Origin of the sequence: Runella sp. (genome assembly GCF_965279615.1) — a bacterium.
Taxonomy (GTDB): domain Bacteria; phylum Bacteroidota; class Bacteroidia; order Cytophagales; family Spirosomataceae; genus Runella.
Genome location: NZ_OZ257252.1, coordinates 700,545 through 720,935, shown reverse-complemented (window position 1 = coordinate 720,935; position 20,391 = coordinate 700,545). Strand labels below are relative to the sequence as shown.

General features: G+C 45.0%; 14 protein-coding genes, 1 pseudogene and 1 riboswitch. Of the genes and pseudogenes, 12 read left to right on the top strand and 3 right to left on the bottom strand.

Features of this window, described 5'->3' with window-relative positions; translation table 11 throughout:
• Nucleotides 1-126: 126 nt before the first annotated feature.
• On the bottom strand, nucleotides 127-1,224 hold the full coding sequence (locus tag ACQY73_RS03230; protein WP_428661368.1) for a YncE family protein: 1,098 nt from the start codon (nucleotides 1,222-1,224) through the stop codon (nucleotides 127-129).
• Entirely contained in the window at nucleotides 1,214-3,133 is a 1,920-nt protein-coding gene (locus ACQY73_RS03225) for a TonB-dependent receptor plug domain-containing protein (RefSeq protein ID WP_428661365.1), read from the bottom strand. The genes ACQY73_RS03230 and ACQY73_RS03225 overlap by 11 nt, the downstream gene beginning before the upstream one ends.
• Nucleotides 3,134-3,241: 108 nt before the next feature.
• A riboswitch (cobalamin riboswitch) is annotated at nucleotides 3,242-3,448 on the bottom strand.
• A gap of 358 nt (nucleotides 3,449-3,806) precedes the next feature.
• On the opposite strand from ACQY73_RS03225, the gene ACQY73_RS03220 reads away from it, so the two are divergent.
• The 12 genes and pseudogenes from ACQY73_RS03220 to ACQY73_RS03165 form a co-directional block, all read left to right on the top strand.
• Entirely contained in the window at nucleotides 3,807-4,136 is a 330-nt protein-coding gene (locus ACQY73_RS03220; protein WP_428661362.1) for a DUF6686 family protein, read from the top strand.
• 123 nt (nucleotides 4,137-4,259) lie between these two features.
• A complete protein-coding gene (locus tag ACQY73_RS03215) occupies nucleotides 4,260-6,602 on the top strand; it encodes a TonB-dependent siderophore receptor (RefSeq protein WP_428661359.1) in 2,343 nt (780 codons plus the stop codon).
• A 5-nt stretch (nucleotides 6,603-6,607) separates the two neighbouring features.
• Entirely contained in the window at nucleotides 6,608-7,795 is a 1,188-nt protein-coding gene (locus ACQY73_RS03210; protein ID WP_428661357.1) for a PepSY-associated TM helix domain-containing protein, read from the top strand.
• Nucleotides 7,796-8,111: 316 nt separating this feature from the next.
• Nucleotides 8,112-14,504 (top strand): DUF6443 domain-containing protein, encoded by a 6,393-nt coding sequence (locus ACQY73_RS03205; protein WP_428661354.1) that lies wholly within the window; start codon nucleotides 8,112-8,114, stop codon nucleotides 14,502-14,504.
• On the top strand, nucleotides 14,483-14,890 hold the full coding sequence (locus ACQY73_RS03200) for a hypothetical protein (protein ID WP_428661351.1): 408 nt from the start codon (nucleotides 14,483-14,485) through the stop codon (nucleotides 14,888-14,890). Before ACQY73_RS03205 ends, ACQY73_RS03200 begins: the two co-directional genes overlap by 22 nt.
• A 349-nt stretch (nucleotides 14,891-15,239) precedes the next feature.
• A complete protein-coding gene (locus tag ACQY73_RS03195; protein ID WP_428661348.1) occupies nucleotides 15,240-16,514 on the top strand; it encodes an RHS repeat domain-containing protein in 1,275 nt (424 codons plus the stop codon).
• A 1-nt stretch (nucleotide 16,515) separates the two neighbouring features.
• The gene (locus ACQY73_RS03190) at nucleotides 16,516-16,851 is read left to right on the top strand and encodes a hypothetical protein (protein ID WP_428661345.1); all 336 of its coding nucleotides are present in this window, start codon (nucleotides 16,516-16,518) and stop codon (nucleotides 16,849-16,851) included.
• Between the two features lie 203 nt (nucleotides 16,852-17,054).
• Complete coding sequence (locus ACQY73_RS03185) at nucleotides 17,055-17,993, top strand: RHS repeat domain-containing protein (protein WP_428661343.1); 939 nt, start codon at nucleotides 17,055-17,057, stop codon at nucleotides 17,991-17,993.
• Between the two features lie 11 nt (nucleotides 17,994-18,004).
• Nucleotides 18,005-18,361, top strand: coding sequence for a hypothetical protein (locus tag ACQY73_RS03180; protein WP_428661340.1), 357 nt, complete (start codon nucleotides 18,005-18,007; stop codon nucleotides 18,359-18,361).
• Nucleotides 18,362-18,536: 175 nt separating this feature from the next.
• Complete coding sequence (locus ACQY73_RS03175; RefSeq protein WP_428661337.1) at nucleotides 18,537-18,902, top strand: hypothetical protein; 366 nt, start codon at nucleotides 18,537-18,539, stop codon at nucleotides 18,900-18,902.
• 10 nt (nucleotides 18,903-18,912) lie between these two features.
• Entirely contained in the window at nucleotides 18,913-19,305 is a 393-nt protein-coding gene (locus ACQY73_RS03170) for a hypothetical protein (protein ID WP_428661335.1), read from the top strand.
• A gap of 94 nt (nucleotides 19,306-19,399) precedes the next feature.
• Nucleotides 19,400-19,747: pseudogene (locus ACQY73_RS03165) on the top strand (RHS repeat domain-containing protein); the annotation flags it as partial.
• A gap of 105 nt (nucleotides 19,748-19,852) precedes the next feature.
• Here the strand turns inward: ACQY73_RS03165 and ACQY73_RS03160 are convergent.
• Nucleotides 19,853-20,251, bottom strand: coding sequence for an acyl-CoA thioesterase (locus ACQY73_RS03160; RefSeq protein ID WP_428661332.1), 399 nt, complete (start codon nucleotides 20,249-20,251; stop codon nucleotides 19,853-19,855).
• Between the last annotated feature and the right edge of the window lie 140 nt (nucleotides 20,252-20,391).

Here is a 20,391-nt window from a genome sequence, read left to right as displayed (position 1 = left end):
AGTATCTGCTCGAAATTAGTTTAAATTATTGGCGGGTTGTTTGACCCCGGATGGGGTCAAACAAAATAATGCAAACAAATTATTATGGCTTACTTATATGGTTAAAATTGGCTGTTAATAGAGTGATTATTTCTTGAAGAAAAATTTGCTTGGCGCAATCTCGGCCTTGACCGAATCAATCAGCGTTCCGTTGGGTTGATAGCGCAATACATATCCCGCTTGTTTGAACGAAGGAACCACGCCGGCATAAATAGTGCCCGTTTGTGGGTCAACACCTAAACCTCCTGAAAAGAGACGATTGATGAAAGGCTTGTCAGCTGCTACCGCTGCTGCATCAACGGAAAAGCTATAGGTTTCACCTCTTTGCACGTAATCTGCGGCGGCATCGTAATATGAGTTTGTAAAATAAAATGTCTTTTTATCGGCACTCAATGTGAACGAACTCGGTGATTTTGAGGCGTTGGGCGAGGTGATCTTGAAGCGTGTTTCGACGGTTTTGGTTTGTGTGTTCAACCGTACCATTTCTCCACCCGCGTAAAGCCAAAGTTTGCTGTTGGCATCCACTCCTAAAAGTGCAGGATTCTTCCCGATCTCAATCGTTTGTTTGACCGCATCGGTGGCAATATCGATGACAGTGATCTTTGTTGTGCCTGTTCCCGTATTTCCGACAAATGCTTCGGTGCCAATTACCGTAATGCTTTCTGCGCCGTTTTGTACGGTGATTTTTTTAGCCAATTTGTTGGTGGTCAAATCAATAACGGCTACGTAACCGGGGCTTTTGTAAAAATTAGAATAGTCGCCGGTAGCATCCCAGCAAGTCACATATGCTTTGGTATCAGTTGCTTTGACCGCTACACGAGGGTTTTCGATGTCGCTTGAAGGAATGGTAGACAGGCTTTTGAAGGTGCGCGCATCCACGATCTCGATGATGTCTTTTCCCGCCGTCGAGTTGTCGACAAGGATAATTCCTTTTGAGTTGACTTCCGTGTAATCGGCCAAACCACCCGCCAATGTACGGCTATTCTCTTTTTGAAAAATATCGAAAGAAGCAGTGGTAGAAGTGCGCTGTACTAATGAAATAGAGCCGTTATTGTCTAAAAAATTTCCTGCATTTAGAATAAGAACACCGTTGTCGTAAGGCTGTGACGGTTCAGGGTCAGAAGTGTTACAGGCAGAAAAACCAAGTGATAAAAGGCTGATAATAAGCAGAGAATTACGATTCATTTGACTTTTGTTTTGATTGAAAATAGATGATAACATTGAGCGATACCGTGCGCAACGGCATCGCATTTTTCTTTAGATTGGGATAAACTGTATTGGTGAGATTATTGCCCTGAAGCGCCAGATCGGTACGGAATTTCCTCTTTTGGAGTTGATAATTCAACACGGCATTCAGCAAATAATAAGGCGCAAAAGGCCTCCCCGAATGATCAAAGGTGCTGTATCGTTCTGAATTGTATTGTTGTTGAATCGTGAGTGATGCCTTGCCGCGACTTGCCGTAAGCGTACCGCCAAACGCATGGCGCGGAACGTAAATAAGCTGTTTGCCAATGAGATCCTGCGTATAAGGGCCGTACATTTTTTGTTGAGAGGCGTTCGTGAGTCCATAATTCAGGTTGGCTTCCAACAGGATTTTATTCCACTTTGTTTTAAGAATACCTGTGATCTCAAGGCCCTTGGTAAGTACTTGCTGAATGTTTTCGACCCGATAATTGCGGTCCGGATTCCAGTACGTCCAATCGTCGATCAGGTTATGGAATGCCGTGGCAGAGAGTTGAAATTGGCTGTTTTCGGTCAGACGTTGTTTCCAAACCAAACCGATCTCTTTATTGAAACCGCGCTCAGGGCGAAGGTCAGGATTGCCCAAATTGACCCAATAGCGCTCGTTAAGCGTTGGTACGCGATAACTGAGCGATGTATTTCCGTTGAGAATGAGTTTCGTAAATGAACGCGTCAAAAGGGTATATTCAACGCCCAGCGAAGGACTGAAGGGAGGGTTATAGCGCGTGACCAATGCCTGACGCAAATTGAGCGAAGCACTGAGTTTGCCACTGAACTGATGCCGAAGCAACGCGTAAAAATCGGCGCGATTTTCCTGTTTGATTTCTTCACCATAGCCATCTACACGGGCGTTGTAATGCACCAATTCGGCTCCGACCTTTAGGTTTGTACCTTTGTCGCAGCTTTGGATCCACGAAAAATCGTGCTCGGTACGGAGAATAAAACGGTCTATTTCGGTGTGACTTGGGGTAAGGTTTTCACCCTTGCCATAATCGGTAATATCACGAATGAAACCCGTACGTATCAGGGTCTTACCGATCTGATACGAGCCTAATACACGGTAGGCCTGTGTACGGGTGACCTCACGAAGCGGAATTTGTTGGGGCTGTATGGTGAGATTATTGTCGGTCAGCCAGAGATTCAGCGAAAACAGATTACCTTTTTGATGTTGCCAATACACATCCTGAACAATTCCCTTTTGAGAGGTTCGGGCCGGTTCAAACGAATAGCTTTCCCCGTTGGAAGTACGCCGTGGCTCAGTACCGAAATTATTATTAAAACGGCTTCCGTAAAGCAACGTTTTGCCTGAAAGTTTCCAATTCTTGCCGACGTTTTGGTGAAAACGCAGACCTACCTGCCCGGTATAATTTTCCGAGCTTTCAACCCGAAAAGCGGTGAGTGTTTGAAAGCCTTTTTGTTTAAAATCGGGAACGGAGCGTAATTGAATACTTCCGCCTACGGCGTCAGTGCCAACGCAACTTGCAGCGGAGCCATATTGTACGCTCATTTCGTCGAATCCCGCCAACGGGACGGTCGAAAAGTCAGTTTGCCCCAAGGAAGGAAAATTGATATTTATACCGTTCCAAAGCACCGCCGTATGGTTGGCGGATGTGCCCCGAAACGCAATGCTCGTGGCCTGTCCTGCACCGTAGCTTTTGAAGGCCGCCGAACTTTGGAATTGCAGAAAATCAGCCAATGTGCTGTAGCGAAAGCGCGCCAATTGAACCGAATCAATTTCCTGCACTTTTTGACCAACCATGAACCGTTCGGGCCTGACTCCGCGCACGGTCACTTCGCAAAGACTTTGTTCTTTTTGGGCGTACAACCACGACGCTGTGAATAACAACAGCACGAAAGGTATGTAATTGACAAACCGTAAAAGTTTGTGAATCAAGGTAGTTGAATGACAGAGTGAATATGAAATCGAACGCTCAACGTCTCCTCATTACCCGTAAGGACTCGTCAAGAATGATTGTTGGCAGGTCTCCTGGCTTGTTTCATTGTTGCGGGTCTTCCCATTCATTTTACAGAACAGTGACTAAAAGGTGAGCAACAACTTGCTGAAACGTACAGTTGCGGGAACAGCCCCCGAGTTGAACGGGATTCCCTATTAAGCCATTCGGCACACACAGAGGCGGCATCAGGCACCAATAACTTTTGCAAAGGTATAGTAAAAACGGACGTTTCTCCAAATAGATATACCATTCAGGGGCGATTTTAGGGCTTTGTTTTTACTATTATTTTCAAAAAAATGAGGCAATTGTTTGGATTGAATCTAAATAGGCTCTTACTTTGGCCATTATTTAAAATTAATCTAAATAATCATTGAGTAACTAAGCAGAAGTAAATGAGACTTTCCAAGTTTGTGATTCCGTTGATTATTAACAGCTTGATAAATAAAACTTGGAAAGTCTATTTTGTATAACTGCTCATTGCTTCCTAAAGAGACGAGCGCATAGAGGCGAGTCGAAAACGACTCAAATTCCACATCATAGACAGTAGATATACATCAAATAATAACGATTATGACCCATCAACATCCGTTCAAAACACTTCTTGAAAAAGACTATGGATACGTAGGCGTGTGTGAAAGCTGTAAAATGTATCACATTGCTTACAAAAATTTTATGTTTTGTTTGGATGAAACCGAATTTGAGTGGTTTCGGCAGTTATTGGTCGAAAAAAAGATGGTAGAAACGTTTTCTACGCCTCACGGAAAAGAACTCATTCATTATACGCCGCTGTCAAATTTTTATCTTCTTTTTTCTTATTCTGAAATGGATGAATTGCTTACCCTGATGAATGAGATATCCATGACGGTGGAGGCACGTAAGATGCTTAAAAATATCAATTAAAAGCTTCACTTGTTTGCCGAAAAGGGTGGTAAATGATTGAAAATGAATGTGTAATGTTTTGCCCTTTAGATTTTTAACTAATTATATTTTTTAATGAATCGTCTCTTTTTACCCACCAAAACAATGAGAACTCGGTTAGCGATAGCGCTATCATTTTTGACGTTTTGGGCAATGGCCCAAAACGCAACCATCAAAGGCAGTATTACTACCAACGACGGCAAAGCGGCAGAATTTGTCAATATTATTTTAAAAGGCGCCAATAAAGGAGCTGTGGCAGACACCAACGGTCGTTATGAAATTACCAATATCAAACCGGGAAGCTACACATTGCAGGCAAGTTTTGTAGGCTTAGCAACGTTGTCAAAAAAAATTACCCTGACGGCAGGGCAGGTAGTGGAAGAAAATTTGGAATTGACGTCTAACAGCCAACAACTTCAGGAAGTATTGGTAACGGCTAATCCCGGCAAATACGTTTCTGATTATCCTTCTATTTCTTTACGTTTAAGAACTCCGCTGCTCGAACTTCCCCAGAATATTCAGGTAATTACTCGCCAAATACTCCAGGATCAACAGATCTTTGACATGCAGGAAGGAGTGATTCGCAACGTGAGCGGTGCCACCCGTTCTGAACACTGGGAGAACTATGCACGTATTGTAATGCGAGGTTCCAGAATTGCCGCTTTCAGAAACGGTATGAACGTCACCGAAACATGGGGGCCGCTCAACGAGGACATGAGTATGGTAGAGCGAATTGAGTTTGTAAAAGGCCCTGCCGGATTTATGCTTGCCGGCGGCGAACCGAGCGGTTTTTATAATGTGGTGACTAAAAAACCTACGGGCATTACCAAATCAGAAGTCGGTATGACAATCGGGAGTTTTGGCACCTACCGCAATACGCTTGATTTTGACGGTAAGTTGAGTAAAGATGGCAAGGTGCTTTACAGACTTAACCTGATGGGACAAATGAAAGGCACGCAACGCAATTTTGAATATAACAATCGCGTGTCTATCGCTCCGGTGCTTAAATTTCAGATCAATCCCAAAACATCACTGACAACGGAATATACCTATCAGTACGTTAATATGTCGCCGTTGGGCTCTGCGTATGGGTATTCTTCTACCGGCATCGGCAAACTTCCCGCCGAATTTTCGACGCTGGAGTCAAACATGGCCCCTACCAAAATCCATGACCAATCGCTCTTTGTGACCTTGTCACACAGTATTAATGACAATTGGAAATTTACCGGCCAGTTGGCCTACCTGCACTTTGCGCAAGTTGGTTCAAGCTTGTGGCCATCCGGCATCAAGGGTGACACCTTGACGAGGGCTATGTCGGTATGGGACATTCTCGGCCAAATCCGTGTCGGTCAGTTCTTTGTCAACGGCGATGTCAATACGGGTAACATTAAGCACCGCCTGTTGGCAGGTGTTGACATGGGTGATAAAGATTTTTACCATGATTGGAGCCAGGGGGGAGATTTTAAGGGTGCAACTCCCTTCTTGGTCAATAACCCGGTGTATGGTCAGGTTCCGGTATCAGCTTATCCCGTTTTCGATCGTAGCAAGAGCGTGCAGGAAAGAGGGGTGCATTACAATAACCTTTATACCGCTTTCTACGCCCAGGATGAACTCAGATTATTCAACGAAAAACTGCGCCTGACGCTCGCCGGCAGATATACTTCTACGGGAGATGAAGACCCGTATTCCGGCAAGGTAAATGCCGGTAAGTTTACCCCGAGAATAGGTTTAAGTTATTCCATTACTAAAAATATGAGCGTGTATGCGGTACTTGACCAATCGTTCATTCCACAGGCCGGAGCTACTTTTGAAGGAAAGAAATTTGATCCGGTGACCGGAAATAACAAAGAGATCGGTCTGAAACGCGAATGGTTGGATGGTCGCTGGACAGCCTCTGTAGCGGGGTATCAGATCACCAAAAATAATGTATTGACACCCGACCCCGCCCATCAATATTTCTCTGTCCAGTTAGGACAAACCAAAACATCAGGATTGGAATTTGACGTGCGGGGGCAGTTGTTTTCCGGCTTGGATGTGACCATGAACTACGCCTACACAGATGCGAAAGTAACGAAAGACACGGAAAATAAGCAGTTGAACAAACAATTGGCCGGTACAGACAGGCACATTGCCAATGCATGGTTGAGCTACCGCGTACCGGAAGGAAATGTGAAGGGACTGGGGCTTTCATTGGGTATTTCACACGCGGCGGGTCGTACGGCCTGGTATGCTGAATATGATAAAACGATTGATCCAAGTATGCCAAGCTATACTCGTTTTGACGCCGCTGCTTCCTATCAATTCGGAAAATTCGGTATAGCACTGAATGTGAATAACCTGTTTAATACTACTATTGTATCCGGAGCCTATTATTCCTGGAGCCAATTCTATTATTGGCAGGCAGAGGCAATGCGAAATGCCCGCCTTTCCATCAACTATAAATTCTAACTGCGTTGAAATTTAAAAAGATCATCGGCTTACTTCACCTCTGGCTCGGACTAACGTCCGGGCTGGTTGTGCTTATTGTCAGTATTACGGGCTGTTTGTATGCTTTTCAGGAAGAAATTCTGGATGCTACCGAAGACTTTCGGTACGTTAAACCGCGCGCATCGGCCGTTTTACCGCCTTCCGTTTTAAAAACAATTGCCGTCAAACAACTCCCGGGTAAGCACATCCATGCCGTGATGTACTCAGAAGAGGGGAGAGCTGCCCAAGCTATTTTCTTTCACTTTGACCCCTCTTACTACTATACCGTTTACCTCGATCCGTACACCGGAGAAGTGTTGAAGGTAAAAGACATGGATGCTGACTTTTTCAGGATCGTGTTGCAGGGGCATTTTTACCTGTGGCTTCCTGCCGAAATAGGTCAACCTGTCGTTGCTTCTTTTACGCTGATCTTTGTGTTTATGCTCTTCTCAGGCATTGTTTTGTGGTGGCCTAAAAATAAGGCAGCGGCCAAACAACGCGTGTGGTTTAGGTGGAAACAGGGAATGCAATGGAAACGTAAAAACTACGATCTGCACAACATTTTGGGTTTTTACGCTTCTTTTTTCATTTTAATATTGGCCGGCACGGGCTTGGTTTGGGGATTTCAGTGGTTTGCCAATTCGGTTTATTGGAAATTTGGAGGAGAAAAATCACTGTTGTTTGAAGAGACGTATTCCAAGGCGGTTCAACCGGCTTTTGCCACTTCCCAAGTTCCTGCGATTGATCGAATTTGGTACCAAATGCAGCGCGAACACCCCAATGCCAAAACGTTGGAAGTTCACGTCCCTGAATCGGATTCCTCTACGCTCGCGGTGAATATCAATGAAGAGGTCGGAACATTTTGGAAGATAGACTATCGTTATTTTGACCAATATACATTGAAAGAATTGTCGGTCAATCACATTTACGGACGGATTCAGGAGGCCAAGTTGGCCGATAAAATAATCCGAATGAACTACGACATTCACGTGGGAGCCATTGGAGGATTGCCCGGAAAAGTGCTTGCCTTCTTGGTTAGTCTGGTTGCGGCGAGTCTTCCCATCACGGGTTTTTATATTTGGTGGGGCCGCCGTGGATACGGAAGGCGGAAAAAACAACCGCTAAATAAGCCTCAGACTATGGGGCGTAAACTGCCGCTGACTAAATTGTCATAAAAAATGCAGACTCTTCAATGAGAACCTACTCGCATTCATGAGCATAAATTGTAGAGTATTTGAAAAAGTAGGTCATTCTCCAACCCGACCTGCCCGCTCGCCGGAGTAATATCTATGCGTGTAAAAACTCTAAAACTTGCTCGACTACTTAACGTAAATGTTTTTCAGAAGGCCCGTGTTACTTTTACCTTCTTTTTTTTGCTGAGGATCGAAAGGTTTTTTGAATAAAAGGACTAAGGTGTTACCGGTATATCTATTCAGAGTCTCAACTATAAAGCATAAAAACTGTTGATGCTTTGGTTGTGTTGATAAGCCGATGAAGAATAGCTACACCTTTTTCTTACTGTTTCTGCCCTTGAGCGCATTGGCTCAAATTTCAGTATTTCGCTCTGACACCCTAAAAAAACCATCCAAAGACACTACCCTTCCTGCTGTCGAAACCGCCCCTGATCAATTGTTGCGTGGCTTGTCGGTGGCTTCTCCCAATGTGGCCGGTTTGGGGAAATTTGCCGATATACCCGTCAATTTCAATAATGGGCTTCCCCAAATTTCCATCCCCATTGCTATCGTTTCCGAAGGAAATGTACAGCTTCCCATTTCATTGCAATACCACACAGGGGGTGTTCGGGTGTCAGACGTGGCAAGTTGGGTGGGGCTCAATTGGGTCTTAAACGCAGGGGGTGTCATTAGTCGGCAGGTGCGCGGCGGCCCGGATGAAAGTTGGAGTGGAGGCAACAAAGGTTCTGTACCTGCAACGGCTTACTACGGAACCCTCACGGGCTATTATCAAAATTATGGTTACCCCACTTTTCCTGTTGTGGCCGGCAGTACCTCCTCCACCGATGCCCTGCGCGCTTCTGACCAACTGTTGGCCGCTGCTTTGGGTATCAATGATACCGAACCCGACCTGTTTAACTACAACTTGGGGGGATTAACGGGGAAGTTTTTCTTTGATGCCCAACGCAAACCTCATTTTATTCCTCAACAGGACATCACAGTAGAAGTCATTTTCAATGCAGTTACGTATCAGTTCGATACATTTATTCTGACAACTCCCAACGGAACACGCTACTATTTTGGTCAAAACAATGCCTTTGAAGTCTCCAAAACCGCCACAGGAACCTCAATTTTAGCCGGTACTGCGGCTTTTCGCTCCGCTTGGTACTTAACCCAAATCGAAAGTGCCGACCGCCAAAAGCACATCTATCTGACCTATACCCCCGAAACGACCACTTTCCGAAACATCAACGGCGAAAAACGTATTTTTTGTACGACAGATAATGCCTACAACGGCCCTGCTTCCAATGAACGCATCAGCACTACGGAAATCACCGGCCAACGACTTTTAAAAATCTACAGCCGCCAACAGGAAGTAAATTTTGGGGCAAACACCACCCGTGAAGATGTAGAAGGGGACAGTAAACGATTGGACCACATTGAGGTCAGCGCCATAGGCGATGCCGGTTCCTGCCTTCGGTTCAATCTTACGTACGATTATTTCCAAAGTGCTGCTACTCCGGAGATTGACATGGCTGCCGGCGTTGGCGGGGATGCCGGAACCACCGACTTGAAAAGATTAAGACTGCTGTCGATACAGGAAAAGAGCTGCAACAACACCCTGACCAAACCTGCCTATAGCTTTGCGTATGAATCGACGGCATTGCCACGTCGATTGTCTTATCAGCGTGACCATTGGGGCTATTACAACGGTCAAAGCCAAAATAACAGCCTGATTCCTCCTGACCAAGCCGCAACCACGCTCACAAACGGGAATCGAACACCTAATTGGGCATTTATGCAAGCGGCGCATTTGCAGAAGATCACTTACCCAACGGGGGGCTATACCCTTTTTACCTTTGAACCCCACTACGAGACGAATCCGCTTACTTACAAAGGCGGATTACGGATTCAGAAAATAGAAGATTTTGCTGCCACAGGGGTTGCCGAAACCCGAACATTCACTTACAACAGCCCCTTTGAAGCTTTTCCGGCCACAAGCTATCGCCGTACTATCAATTCAAGCGAATGGGGCATGTTTGTCCAAAGCGGCCTGCCCCTGACGGGAGCCTTGCAAACGTTTAATGCAAGCTGTTTACAAAACAGCCCCAGCCTCGCGGGCAGCGATCTATACAGCGATATTGCTGCCATGGGCGGCTCGGCCATTGCCTACGGCCGGGTAAGCGTAGCGCGGGCGGGCGGTGGTCGCAGTGACTACTATTATTTGGCTGCCGGCTACACGAGTACATTCAGCAGTATCAGTGCAGGGGTGTATCCTATCCCTGCGAGTTCGGCGCTGTATTATGCGGTCAACGGCAAATTGGATCACGAAGAACATTACAACGAAAGCGGCCGGATCCAACGCAAAACCGAATACACCTACCAAAGTTTGACAGGTACCCCTGCCTTGACCAACGCGCCGGCCATTCAGCTTGTGCAGGATGTTTGTCCGCTTTGCGCTCAGGTGCCCAATCAGTCCACGGTTTCGGTGGCTTTTACAGCGTATAACCTGTACGAATACCGCCTGTTGTTGCTGGAGAAAAAGGAATACCAATACAACTTCGACGGTACGCAGGAATTGAGCCTGCCCACCCGCTACCGGTATACCGCCAATCACACCCAACCCATTCGCACGGCTACCGTCGACAGCAAAGGCGACAGTTTGATCACCACAAGCCGATTTGTGTTGGACTATGACCTCAGCGGGAGCCTCTCGGGCACGGCAGCGGTACTCAAAACCATGAAAGACCGCAACCAAAATGCCGAAATTGAGCGCCTGACGTACCTCAAAAAAGCAGGAGAAACCGACGCGACCATGTTGGCAACGGGCGGCACCCTGACCCACTACGGTTCCTTTTTGGTCGGCAGTAACTTTCTGGCGGCGTTGCCCTCGGCCGTTTGGATCCTGAAAGTACCGCAGCGCATGAGCGTAAATCCGTCGTATGTGGCGGGGGATATAGTGTTTGATAACCAATACGAACGACGGGCTGCCTTTACTTACAACGGCCTCGCCGAACTTTCCGAGGAACAATTGGAGCGCGGCCCCGTGACCCACTATGAATATTATGCCAATCACCTGCTGCAAAGCAGCACCCAAGCCTACGGCAGCAATCAGTCGCAGTACACGTCCTATGTACATAATTCACTGTTTGGCCTGACCCAAACCACCCATCCGCGCGGGGTGCAGAGCAGCTACGAATACGACGCCCTCGGGCGGCTTCTGCACCGCAAAGATCATCAGGGGAATATTGTACAGGCGTATCGGTACGGCTATGCTCCCAACGTGGTAAAACAGTACGTGCCGCGCGTTGCATCGGCATCATTGCCAGAGGATTATACCCAACGCGTCGGGCAGTTTGCGTACGTGGACGGGCTGGGCCGACCCCTGCAAACGGTGCTGCACCGCGCCGCCGGCGATGCCTCCGCCGACATCGTGACCAACGCCCAAACCTACGATCTCATCGGCCGACCCAAGCGAACCTACCTGCCCTTTGCCTACGCCGGCGACGGCGCGTTGGCCCCTCTGCCCGGCAGTGTGCAGGGCGACGCTTACCCCTATACCGAGCATCAGGATTTTGACGGCTCGCCCTTCGACCGTATCCGTACCACCTACGGCCCCGGACAGGCATGGCGCACCGCCGGCCGACTCACCGATACGCAGTACGGCTTGGGTGGCGCACAGGCGCGGCGCTACGAGCTGACACCCACGGGGGCGGCTGCCACCGGCGGGTATGCCTTTTATACCCTGACCGAAAACCTGACCATCGACGAACAGGGCCACTATACCGCTGTCTATACCGATAAACAGGGTCGCGTAGTGCAGCGAAGCACCCAAAAAGACGTGACCGCCGGCGGAGCACCCACGTTTTATTATACCGCCTACGTTTACGATGAGTTGGGGCGATTGCGCTACGTGGTGCCGCCCAAAGCCCACGAGGCACAAACGGGTTTCGTGGAAGACAGCGATTATTTCCGCGAAGGCATCTACGCATATCGCTATGACGCCCGGGGGCGCATCACCGAAAAACACCTGCCCGGTGCGGGATGGGCGTACACGGTGTACGATGTGCTCGACCGCCCCGTGCTGACGCAGGACGAAAATGAACGCCTCCAAAACCAATGGCAATTTACGCAATACGATATTCACGGGCGCGTATGCAGAACGGGAGTATTGACCAACACCGCCGACCGCTCAACCCTACAGGCGCAGTTTGACAACATCCCCACGCCGTATGAGACCGCCGGCACATCTTCTTTTCCTTTTGCGATCACGGCCGGCGATCTCCAAACCGAAAACTACTACGATACCTACGACGCGTGGCGACCTGCCGATCACGCCTATACCGCGCAGGGCGGCTACGGCGGCGACTTCGGCAATGCCACGGGCCTGCTGACGGGCAAAAAGGTGCGGTATTTGGAAAATAATACCTTCCTGACGGGCACCTTTTACTACGACGACAAAGCGCGGATGGTGCAGAGCCACCAACAAAACCACTTGGGCGGGACTGATCGCGTGGACAATGCCTACCTGCACGCGGGAGAAATTGAAAAGACGCAAACCACTCACAACCGCTCGGGAGCGTCCAACCAAGTGACGCGCCATCGTTACCTCTACGACCACATAGGCCGTAAAACCACGTATTTTCATAGCCTCAACGGCGTAGAAAAAGAGATCGCCAACTACCGCTATAACGAGCGTGGGCAGTTGATCCAAAAGAAGATTCAACCCACGGGCACCTATCAAACGACGGGAACGGGCCTCAGTGCCATTGCGCGCCCCGCCAACCCGGCACCTGCTGCTACCGACGAAGCCACGCGGCAAATAGAACTCACCAACGGCACCCTCATCAACGCTGCCCAACTCGGCAGCTACCTGGCGCAGATCGTGCCCGGTGGCGGCACCGGCACCACCGACGCCCTGCAAACCATTGACTACGACTACCACCTGCGCGGTTGGCTGACGGGCATCAACGCGCCCAACGGCGTAGCCTCGCTCAATGCCGCCCAAAACGACCTGTTTGCTCTCTCGTTACAGTATGAAAACGATGGGACATATTTTGATGGCAGCCTCAGAAAACAACTTTGGCTGACCCAAAGCCCCGCCCAACCCCTTGCCGCGCGGCATTTTACCTATACCTACAACCACGCCAACCGCCTCACCGGGGCGAAATACGGCGGTGGAAAAGAGGATTTCAGCTTGGATAAAGCCGAGTACGATGCCAACGGCAATCTAACGCAATTGTGGCGCAATGGATTGAAGAATAACGGTTTGTATGGAAGAACAGATGATTTGCAATATACTTACCCCAATTATTCCAATAAGCCTCAATCGGTTACGGATATTTCGGGAGAACCAGCCGGTTTTCAGGACAATCCAAACAATCAGGATTATACCTATTGGCCTGATGGAAATCTAAAAACGGATGCCAATAAAGGGATTGAAAACATCTCCTATAATTTCATAGATTTGGTGGCTGAAATCCAACTTTCGGGTAGCCGATGGGTAGGTTATCATTATGATGCCACGGGAACGAAACGTAAAAAAGTAACCTCCACGGGGAAAACAGTAGATTATGTAGGTGAGTACATTTATGAAAATAATGCGCTTTATCAGATAGCCCACGATGAAGGGCGCATAGTGCCAAGCGGCAGTAATTTTGTGTACGAATACAATTATACTGACCAATTGGGAAATTTGCGGCTGAGTTTTAGAGACAGTCTTACCGCAGGTGCACCGCCTGTAGTTACGCAGGAAAGTCATTTAGGCCCTTGGGGCGAAACCTTGTCTGCGTTAAGCTACCAAAACGTACCCCAACGCAATTTCTTTGATTTTACAAATCACGAACGGCAGACGGATTTTAATTTAGAAATCATTGATGCCAAAGCGCGGATGTATGATCCGCTCGTGCCCAGAATGTGGGGTATTGACCCATTAGCGGAGAAATTTTATGCTTGGTCGCCGTACAATTATGCCTTTAATAACCCCGTTAGATTCATAGACCCAACTGGCATGGGACCAGACGACCCAATAACCCATACCATAAAAAAAGGAGAAACTTTAACATCAATTTCAAAGCAATATGGTGTTAGTATACAAGATTTAGCAAGTTTAAATGGTCTGCAAAATGCTGACAAAATTAGAGCGGGGACAACATTAAAAGTAAATCCAGAGATGGACTTTTCAAATAATCCTCACGGAGGCTACCAAAACTCCAATAATTCAACGGGTGAAGTTGTCAGCATGAATAACATTGCTAATGTAGGAGTTGGTTTTGTTGTAGGTGCTGGGAGTGAGAATGTCGTTGTTGCAGGTGGTAAAGCATTAGAATCAGTACGAAACTGGGATAAAGTAAAAGATTTAGTTTCAGCAGGTACAACAGCTCTAACTGCCGATGGTAAACTATCAAAAGGAGAAACATTTTCAGGAAGTTATAGCCCAGGTTCTTTAATGTCTTACTTAGGACGAGTTTTGATAGGAGAAGAAAAACTCGTTAGCCCTGTCCATGTTGTCGGCTCATTTGGTTTTTCAATGCGAGTAAATGCTGATGGTAATACGGCAACGATTGCTGTATATGATTCAAAAACTAATTCGTCTTTCTCTGACCATAAACTTGGCACATCCTCAGATAGAGCCAGAGACCCATCAAAATCAGGAAATCAACCATTAACAACTCAATATTTTAGATTTATATGGAATCAATCAATAAAATAACAAAATACCGCATATGTATTTTGCTGTTAACTTTTATACAGGGTTGCTGGACTTCTGAAAGCGACACTACTGAGGTAGATAAATTATTAGGTAATTTTAAAGTAATCTATAACCAAAATGATACAAAGGCGGGGCATATATTAAGTCTTAATTCCAAGCAAGGCTCATATCAACACATTGAAAAACGCTGTGAACAAATTTATTTTGATTCAACTGAAATACTCGTAAAGTATACGTGGCATGACGCTGATACAACTCATCATTATAGTAGAGTAAAAATACTGACAAATGAAAAAATCTCTTATCAAAAACACGAACTAAGTAGCAAGGAGTTTTATAAGAGAGTCGAGTCTTGCAAGGATTGTGTAGAAAAAAAATATAAATAAAGCCCCGAATAGGGGCTTTATTAAACGAAAAAAAGAAATGAAAAAATCAATAATATATTTTTGATATGGTCTCTTTGCAATGGTTTTTGTTACCTATTTTTTGGGGATGATGCTTTCCGTAAAACAGGAATATGGTATAAAGACACATTAAGCTCAGTAATATATTATTTTACTTGGGTGTTACCTTATTGGTGGATAATAATACTTATTGGTTCGGTCTTATTGAGAGCTATATTTTATGGAATAAAAATTGGATTGAATAAATTAAAATAAGGATCAACTGTCGTTTGTATACAGCGCCGGCAATAAACTCTCCTACACAAGCGATGCCATCAGTGGCAACCAAGACGTGGGCGATTTCAGAGACCGAAATACGGGTACGGATGATTATGACTATTGGCCCAATGGTGACCTGAAAAAAGACGGCAACAAAGACATTACCCAAATTGATTACAACTTTCTGCGATTGCCCAACGAATTGACATTGACCAATTCGCGTTGGGTAAAGTATCACTATGGTGCCGATGGTCAAAAACTACGCAAGCAAAATTCTACGGGTGAAACATGGGACTATGCCGGCGAATTTATTTACAAAAACGGCTCGCTTTATCAAATCGCCCACGAAGAGGGGCGGATTGCCAATGGCAAGTATGAGTACAATTACACTGACCATCTGGGGAATTTGAGGTTAAGCTTTCGTGATAGCCTTACGGTGGGTGCTCCACCTGTAATTACACAGCAGAATCATTATTCGCCTTTTGGGTTGAGTCTGCAAGGGGTTGATTTCCAGAGCGTAACTTCTGATTTGTATAAGTACAGTCAAAATGAGCAGCAAAACGATTTTGGGGCAAGGTTCTCCGACCCAACTATCGGTAATCGTTTTTGGCAGCAAGATCCTTTGGCGGAAATATCACGTCGTTTTTCTCCCTATATTTATGCCAATGCGAATCCCATGCGATTTATTGACCCCGATGGGTTGAGTGCTCAAGATGTGGATACGTATACTCTTAGTGATGGTACAACCGTAAGTTATGATGTCAATACGCAGAAAACATTGGGCTATGATACTTCCACGCAGAGAGAAGGAGATAACCCACCCGGTAAAAAACAGGAAAATGGGAAAGCAGAAGCACCTGCGAGTCAACTGCTCCCTCAAACGTTTGGCGATAAGTGGGAAAAGCAACAGGATAGGCAATTGGTTAAAAATGGGGAGTTGGACGTTGATACTTATAACCTAAAAGCCCACAGTATTGTTGATCCGTTGGCGGAGGCAGCATATAGTTCGGTATTCTTTGAGTTGGCCTTTGCCAAGCTGGCCGGTTGGATTAAAGGATTATATATGGCTGAAACTGCCGCTAAGGGGGGAAAGACAGTTTTAGAAGGAGCTGTTAAGAGTAATTATAGCCGATTTGTAAGCAAAATTCCTGCAAATTCAAAAGCAAGTGCTTCTTTTGAGTTACTTGAAGATGGTAATTATTTGTTTAAAGCCACATCGCCGGGAAAAGTACCGGGTTCAAGTGCGTTGTATCAAAAGTGGGTAAATCCACAAGGGGAAACTTTTAAAATGTTGAAAACAACATTTGCCCCTGATGGTAGTATCATTCACATTAAACCTAAAATGTAATATGAGAAACAGAAAAGATATTTTAACAGATTTAGTTTTTTTAAGAAGTAATTTATTTGAATTGCAAAATGAATTATCTGAATACCCTTGGGATATTGGAGAGCCTAGTTTAACAATAAATAAACTTGATTTTTCTAATGTTTTAAAAAGGTGTATCAGAGGTGAGGTCAACTTTGAAGATATAGTGAATTGGGCTAATGCTATAGAATGTAGGGATGATTTAGATTTTGAAGTAGAAGAAATTCAAGAAATAGTTTTTGAGTTAGCCAACCCCGAAATTAATGGAGAAATAACAAAGGAACGATTACAGGAAATTATTGACGAATTAGAAGCATAAAGTCCGCTATAGGAGGGATTTTAAAAATATTATGAAATGAGCAAAAGTAAAACAATCATTGCAAAACTGGGTAGTATTCCAAAGGAGCAATTCACTCTATTAGATAGCTCACGAGGAAGGGCGAATACAGCCAAGGGGCAGTAGAGTACAATTATACCGATCATTTAGGGAATTTAAAGCTGAGTTTCCATTATAGCAGTACGGTGGGCGCACCGTCCGTGATTACGCAGGAGAATCATTATTCGGGCTTTGGGTTGAGCCTGCAAGGGATTGATTTTCAAAATACTTCACCTGATTTGTATAGATACAGTCAAAATGAGCAGCAAAACGATTTTGGCCTAAATCTCTATGATTTTGGGGCAAGGTTCTCCGACCCCACTATTGGTAATCGTTTTTGGCAAATTGACCCGTTGGCCGAAATCGCAAGGCGATTTTCTCCCTATCTTTACGCCAATGCCAATCCCATGCGGTTTGTGGATCCGGATGGCATGAGCAGTCAGCAAATTCAGGATTTTGAGGGTAACATGTTCTCCATCAATGAGGGGGATATGGTAAGTATTTACAAAGCTCCCGAGGGAGCGGATGGGGGAGACGAAAAGCAAAAACAGGGATATTATCCCAGTGGGGTCATGCGGCCCGCATCACAGCAAAATGCCGTTATTAAACCCACAGAGCCAAAGGAGTTTGGAGCGCATTTTACTCCGGAAGAAAAAGCAGCGCAGTTAGGAGTTGACATTTTTGGATTTGTAGAAGGAGGTTTTGGGCTTTTTAAAATTGTGAAATGGGCCAAATCTTTGTTTAAATTGTCGGATGAGATAGCAGGGGCCGCTAAGGAAGGATTTAGAGTTTTTTCCGGAACAGAAAAGGCTTGGCAATCAGGTGCAACCCCCAATTCAATTTATACTTATTTAAGTAGTGATGGTAAAGCTGTTTCAAATTATATTTATAATGCGGAAGGGAAAGTCATTTATCAAGTTGATTTTGGTAAACATGGAAAATTCTTATCTGGACATGGGCATGAAATGACTACCCCAGGTAACCTTGGGAGTGGTCACACTAATCACATACCTTGGAACCAAGTTCCCCCTGAATATTTAAAAATTCCCAACGGGGTACAGTATTCAACTCTTCCAGGTCAATAAAACAAAAAGATATGCTTGCTGAAATAATAAATAAATATGAAAATTTTTCTGATGCTCTAATTTCAGAAATCATATATCGTGTGTTTGAAAACTCAAAAAGCGTTGAATTAGTCGTCAGCTGTATGAATAGCTTGAACGATTATAAGTTTGAAACAATTAAACTTACTTTTATGGATATAGTCTCTATCCGTTTTAATGAAAACGCGAACCAATCCAGTACTTTAATTAATTCAGCCCTTTTAGTAAATGATGACGGAATTATTATTGCTGATTTCTTTCCATTAATATACGCAGGTGGTAATTTGAAGGAAAATGAAAACTCGGACTTTAAAATTAAATGCAGGAAATTGAGTTATGCTAAAATATAAAATAGTAGTTTAGGTAAGAATCTATTTAACTAAAATAGCTTCTCAGCAAAATGCTGTTATAAAACCTACAGAGCCAAAGGAATTTGGGGCACACTTTACCCCGGAAGAAAAAGCGGCGCAGTTAGGGGTTGACATTTTTGGATTTGTAGAAGGAGGTTTCGGGCTTTTTAAAATTGTGAAATGGGCCAAATCTTTGTTTAAATTGTCGGATGATGTAGCTAAAGTATCTCAAGAAGTTATACAACTGACAAAATCAAAATTTGGACATACATTTATAAATCATGGTGAAGAAATGACAAATTTTCTGATAAATCGTGCAAAAGGATCAGGAATGGCTCAAGGCCAGTTTTTAGATGATCAAGTTGCCGCAAAATTTATCATGGATAACCTGGATAAGCTTAATAACGGAGCAATACCCCTGCCAATACCGAAAAATTTTCCTGCCCGAATGATTCTTCCAGATGGTTCGTATGGTATTCCAAGTAAAATTAGACTTGTTCCGGGCGGTAAAGGCGTTAAAACGGCTTATCCTGAATTTTAACAATACTCTTATGATAATTCATAAATCAACAATTGCGCAAGTAAATAGACTTTTAAATCTACCTGCATTGGGGGATGAGCAAGACTGGCCTGTAGAATTAGCCAATAAATTACGGGTTGGGGAGTTTATAAAGTTTATATTAGAACAACCCCTTTCATTAGAGTTAAGAAAAGCTGTTATGGCACTCATATTAACTTCATATGAAGATTTATCCTTTTCTGATGAAGATAAGAATTTAGAGGTTTGGAAAAAAGTTGTGGAAGTATTAAACATTTTCAAAGGTCAGTTTGACCATCTTTTAACCTATTGGGCATTATGGGATGAGGAATCTCAAGAAAATTGGTTTAGCATCACGCCCCTTGTAAGAGGTTATTTGGGAAAACAGCAAAATAAAGAATTGTAATAACTGGCAGCGTTATTGAGTTGAACGGCTTTAATGGTTGGGCTCCCACGAAGAAGGGTGCATTGCCTATTCCTCCCCTACAGGGGGAGGTCAGGTGGGGGTTTATGAGTATAACTACACTGACCATCTGGGGAATTTGAGGTTAAGCTTTCGTGATAGCCTCACGGCGGGCGCACCGCCTGTAATTACGCAGCAGAATCATTATTCGCCTTTTGGTCTTAGCCTGCAAGGTCTTGATTTTCAAAACGTAACTCCAGACAATTTCAAATACAGTCAAAACGAACAGCAGAGTGATTTTGGCCTAAATTTGTATGATTTTGGGGCAAGGTTCTCCGACCCAACTATCGGTAATCGTTTTTGGCAGCAAGATCCTTTGGCGGAAATATCAAGGCGTTTTTCTCCCTATCTTTACGCTAATGCCAACCCCATGCGATTTATTGACCCCGATGGGTTGAGTGCACAGGATGTGGATACGTATACCCTGAGTGATGGCACAACCGTAAGTGTAAGTATCCCGTTTTCCGGAAATCAGTACATGAAAGAAGAATTATGCAGGATTACTTTTAAGGATGGTGATGGGATTTTTATCCTCATCAATGGCCACAAACGTAAATGTGCCTTCAATGGCTTTTTCGCGGTGTTCTTCGTACATCTGTTCTACGTATACTTCTACCGTCACCTGCATACTCGTACGACCTATGTGATGAACGAAGCCGATCAACTCAACGATGGTGCCGTGAGGAATTGCTTTCTTGAAATCGATCTTGTCGGAAGAAACCGTTACGAAACGCTGACGACTGAACCGCGTTGCTGTAATAAAAGCCACTTCGTCCATCCATTGCATGGCCGTGCCGCCGAATAGCGTGTCATAATGGTTGGTTGTATTGGGAAAAATTGCCTTGAAAACATGCGTTTCGGCTTTTTTGATTTGTTCTTCGTAAGTCATGGGAATAATGGTTGGGTACGTGGGCGTTCGGCTTCTTGGCAAAACCGTTTGTTTCTCCAAGAAGCAATTACGTCAAAGGTATAGTAAATTTACAACACAAATGCGTGTTTGGAAGGTGGGAGAGATTTGGAAAGTTTTTT

Bases quoted from the DNA above. Each gene is read 5' to 3' on its own strand.
- ACQY73_RS03200 (WP_428661351.1), top strand. From the start codon at position 14,483: ATGGAATCAATCAATAAAATAACAAAATACCGCATATGTATTTTGCTG.
- ACQY73_RS03190 (WP_428661345.1), top strand. From the start codon at position 16,516: ATGAGAAACAGAAAAGATATTTTAACAGATTTAGTTTTTTTAAGAAGT.
- ACQY73_RS03170 (WP_428661335.1), top strand. From the start codon at position 18,913: ATGATAATTCATAAATCAACAATTGCGCAAGTAAATAGACTTTTAAAT.
- ACQY73_RS03215 (WP_428661359.1), top strand. From the start codon at position 4,260: ATGAGAACTCGGTTAGCGATAGCGCTATCATTTTTGACGTTTTGGGCA.
- ACQY73_RS03220 (WP_428661362.1), top strand. From the start codon at position 3,807: ATGACCCATCAACATCCGTTCAAAACACTTCTTGAAAAAGACTATGGA.
- ACQY73_RS03205 (WP_428661354.1), top strand. From the start codon at position 8,112: ATGAAGAATAGCTACACCTTTTTCTTACTGTTTCTGCCCTTGAGCGCA.
- ACQY73_RS03160 (WP_428661332.1), bottom strand. From the start codon at position 20,251: ATGACTTACGAAGAACAAATCAAAAAAGCCGAAACGCATGTTTTCAAG.
- ACQY73_RS03230 (WP_428661368.1), bottom strand. From the start codon at position 1,224: ATGAATCGTAATTCTCTGCTTATTATCAGCCTTTTATCACTTGGTTTT.
- ACQY73_RS03180 (WP_428661340.1), top strand. From the start codon at position 18,005: ATGCTTGCTGAAATAATAAATAAATATGAAAATTTTTCTGATGCTCTA.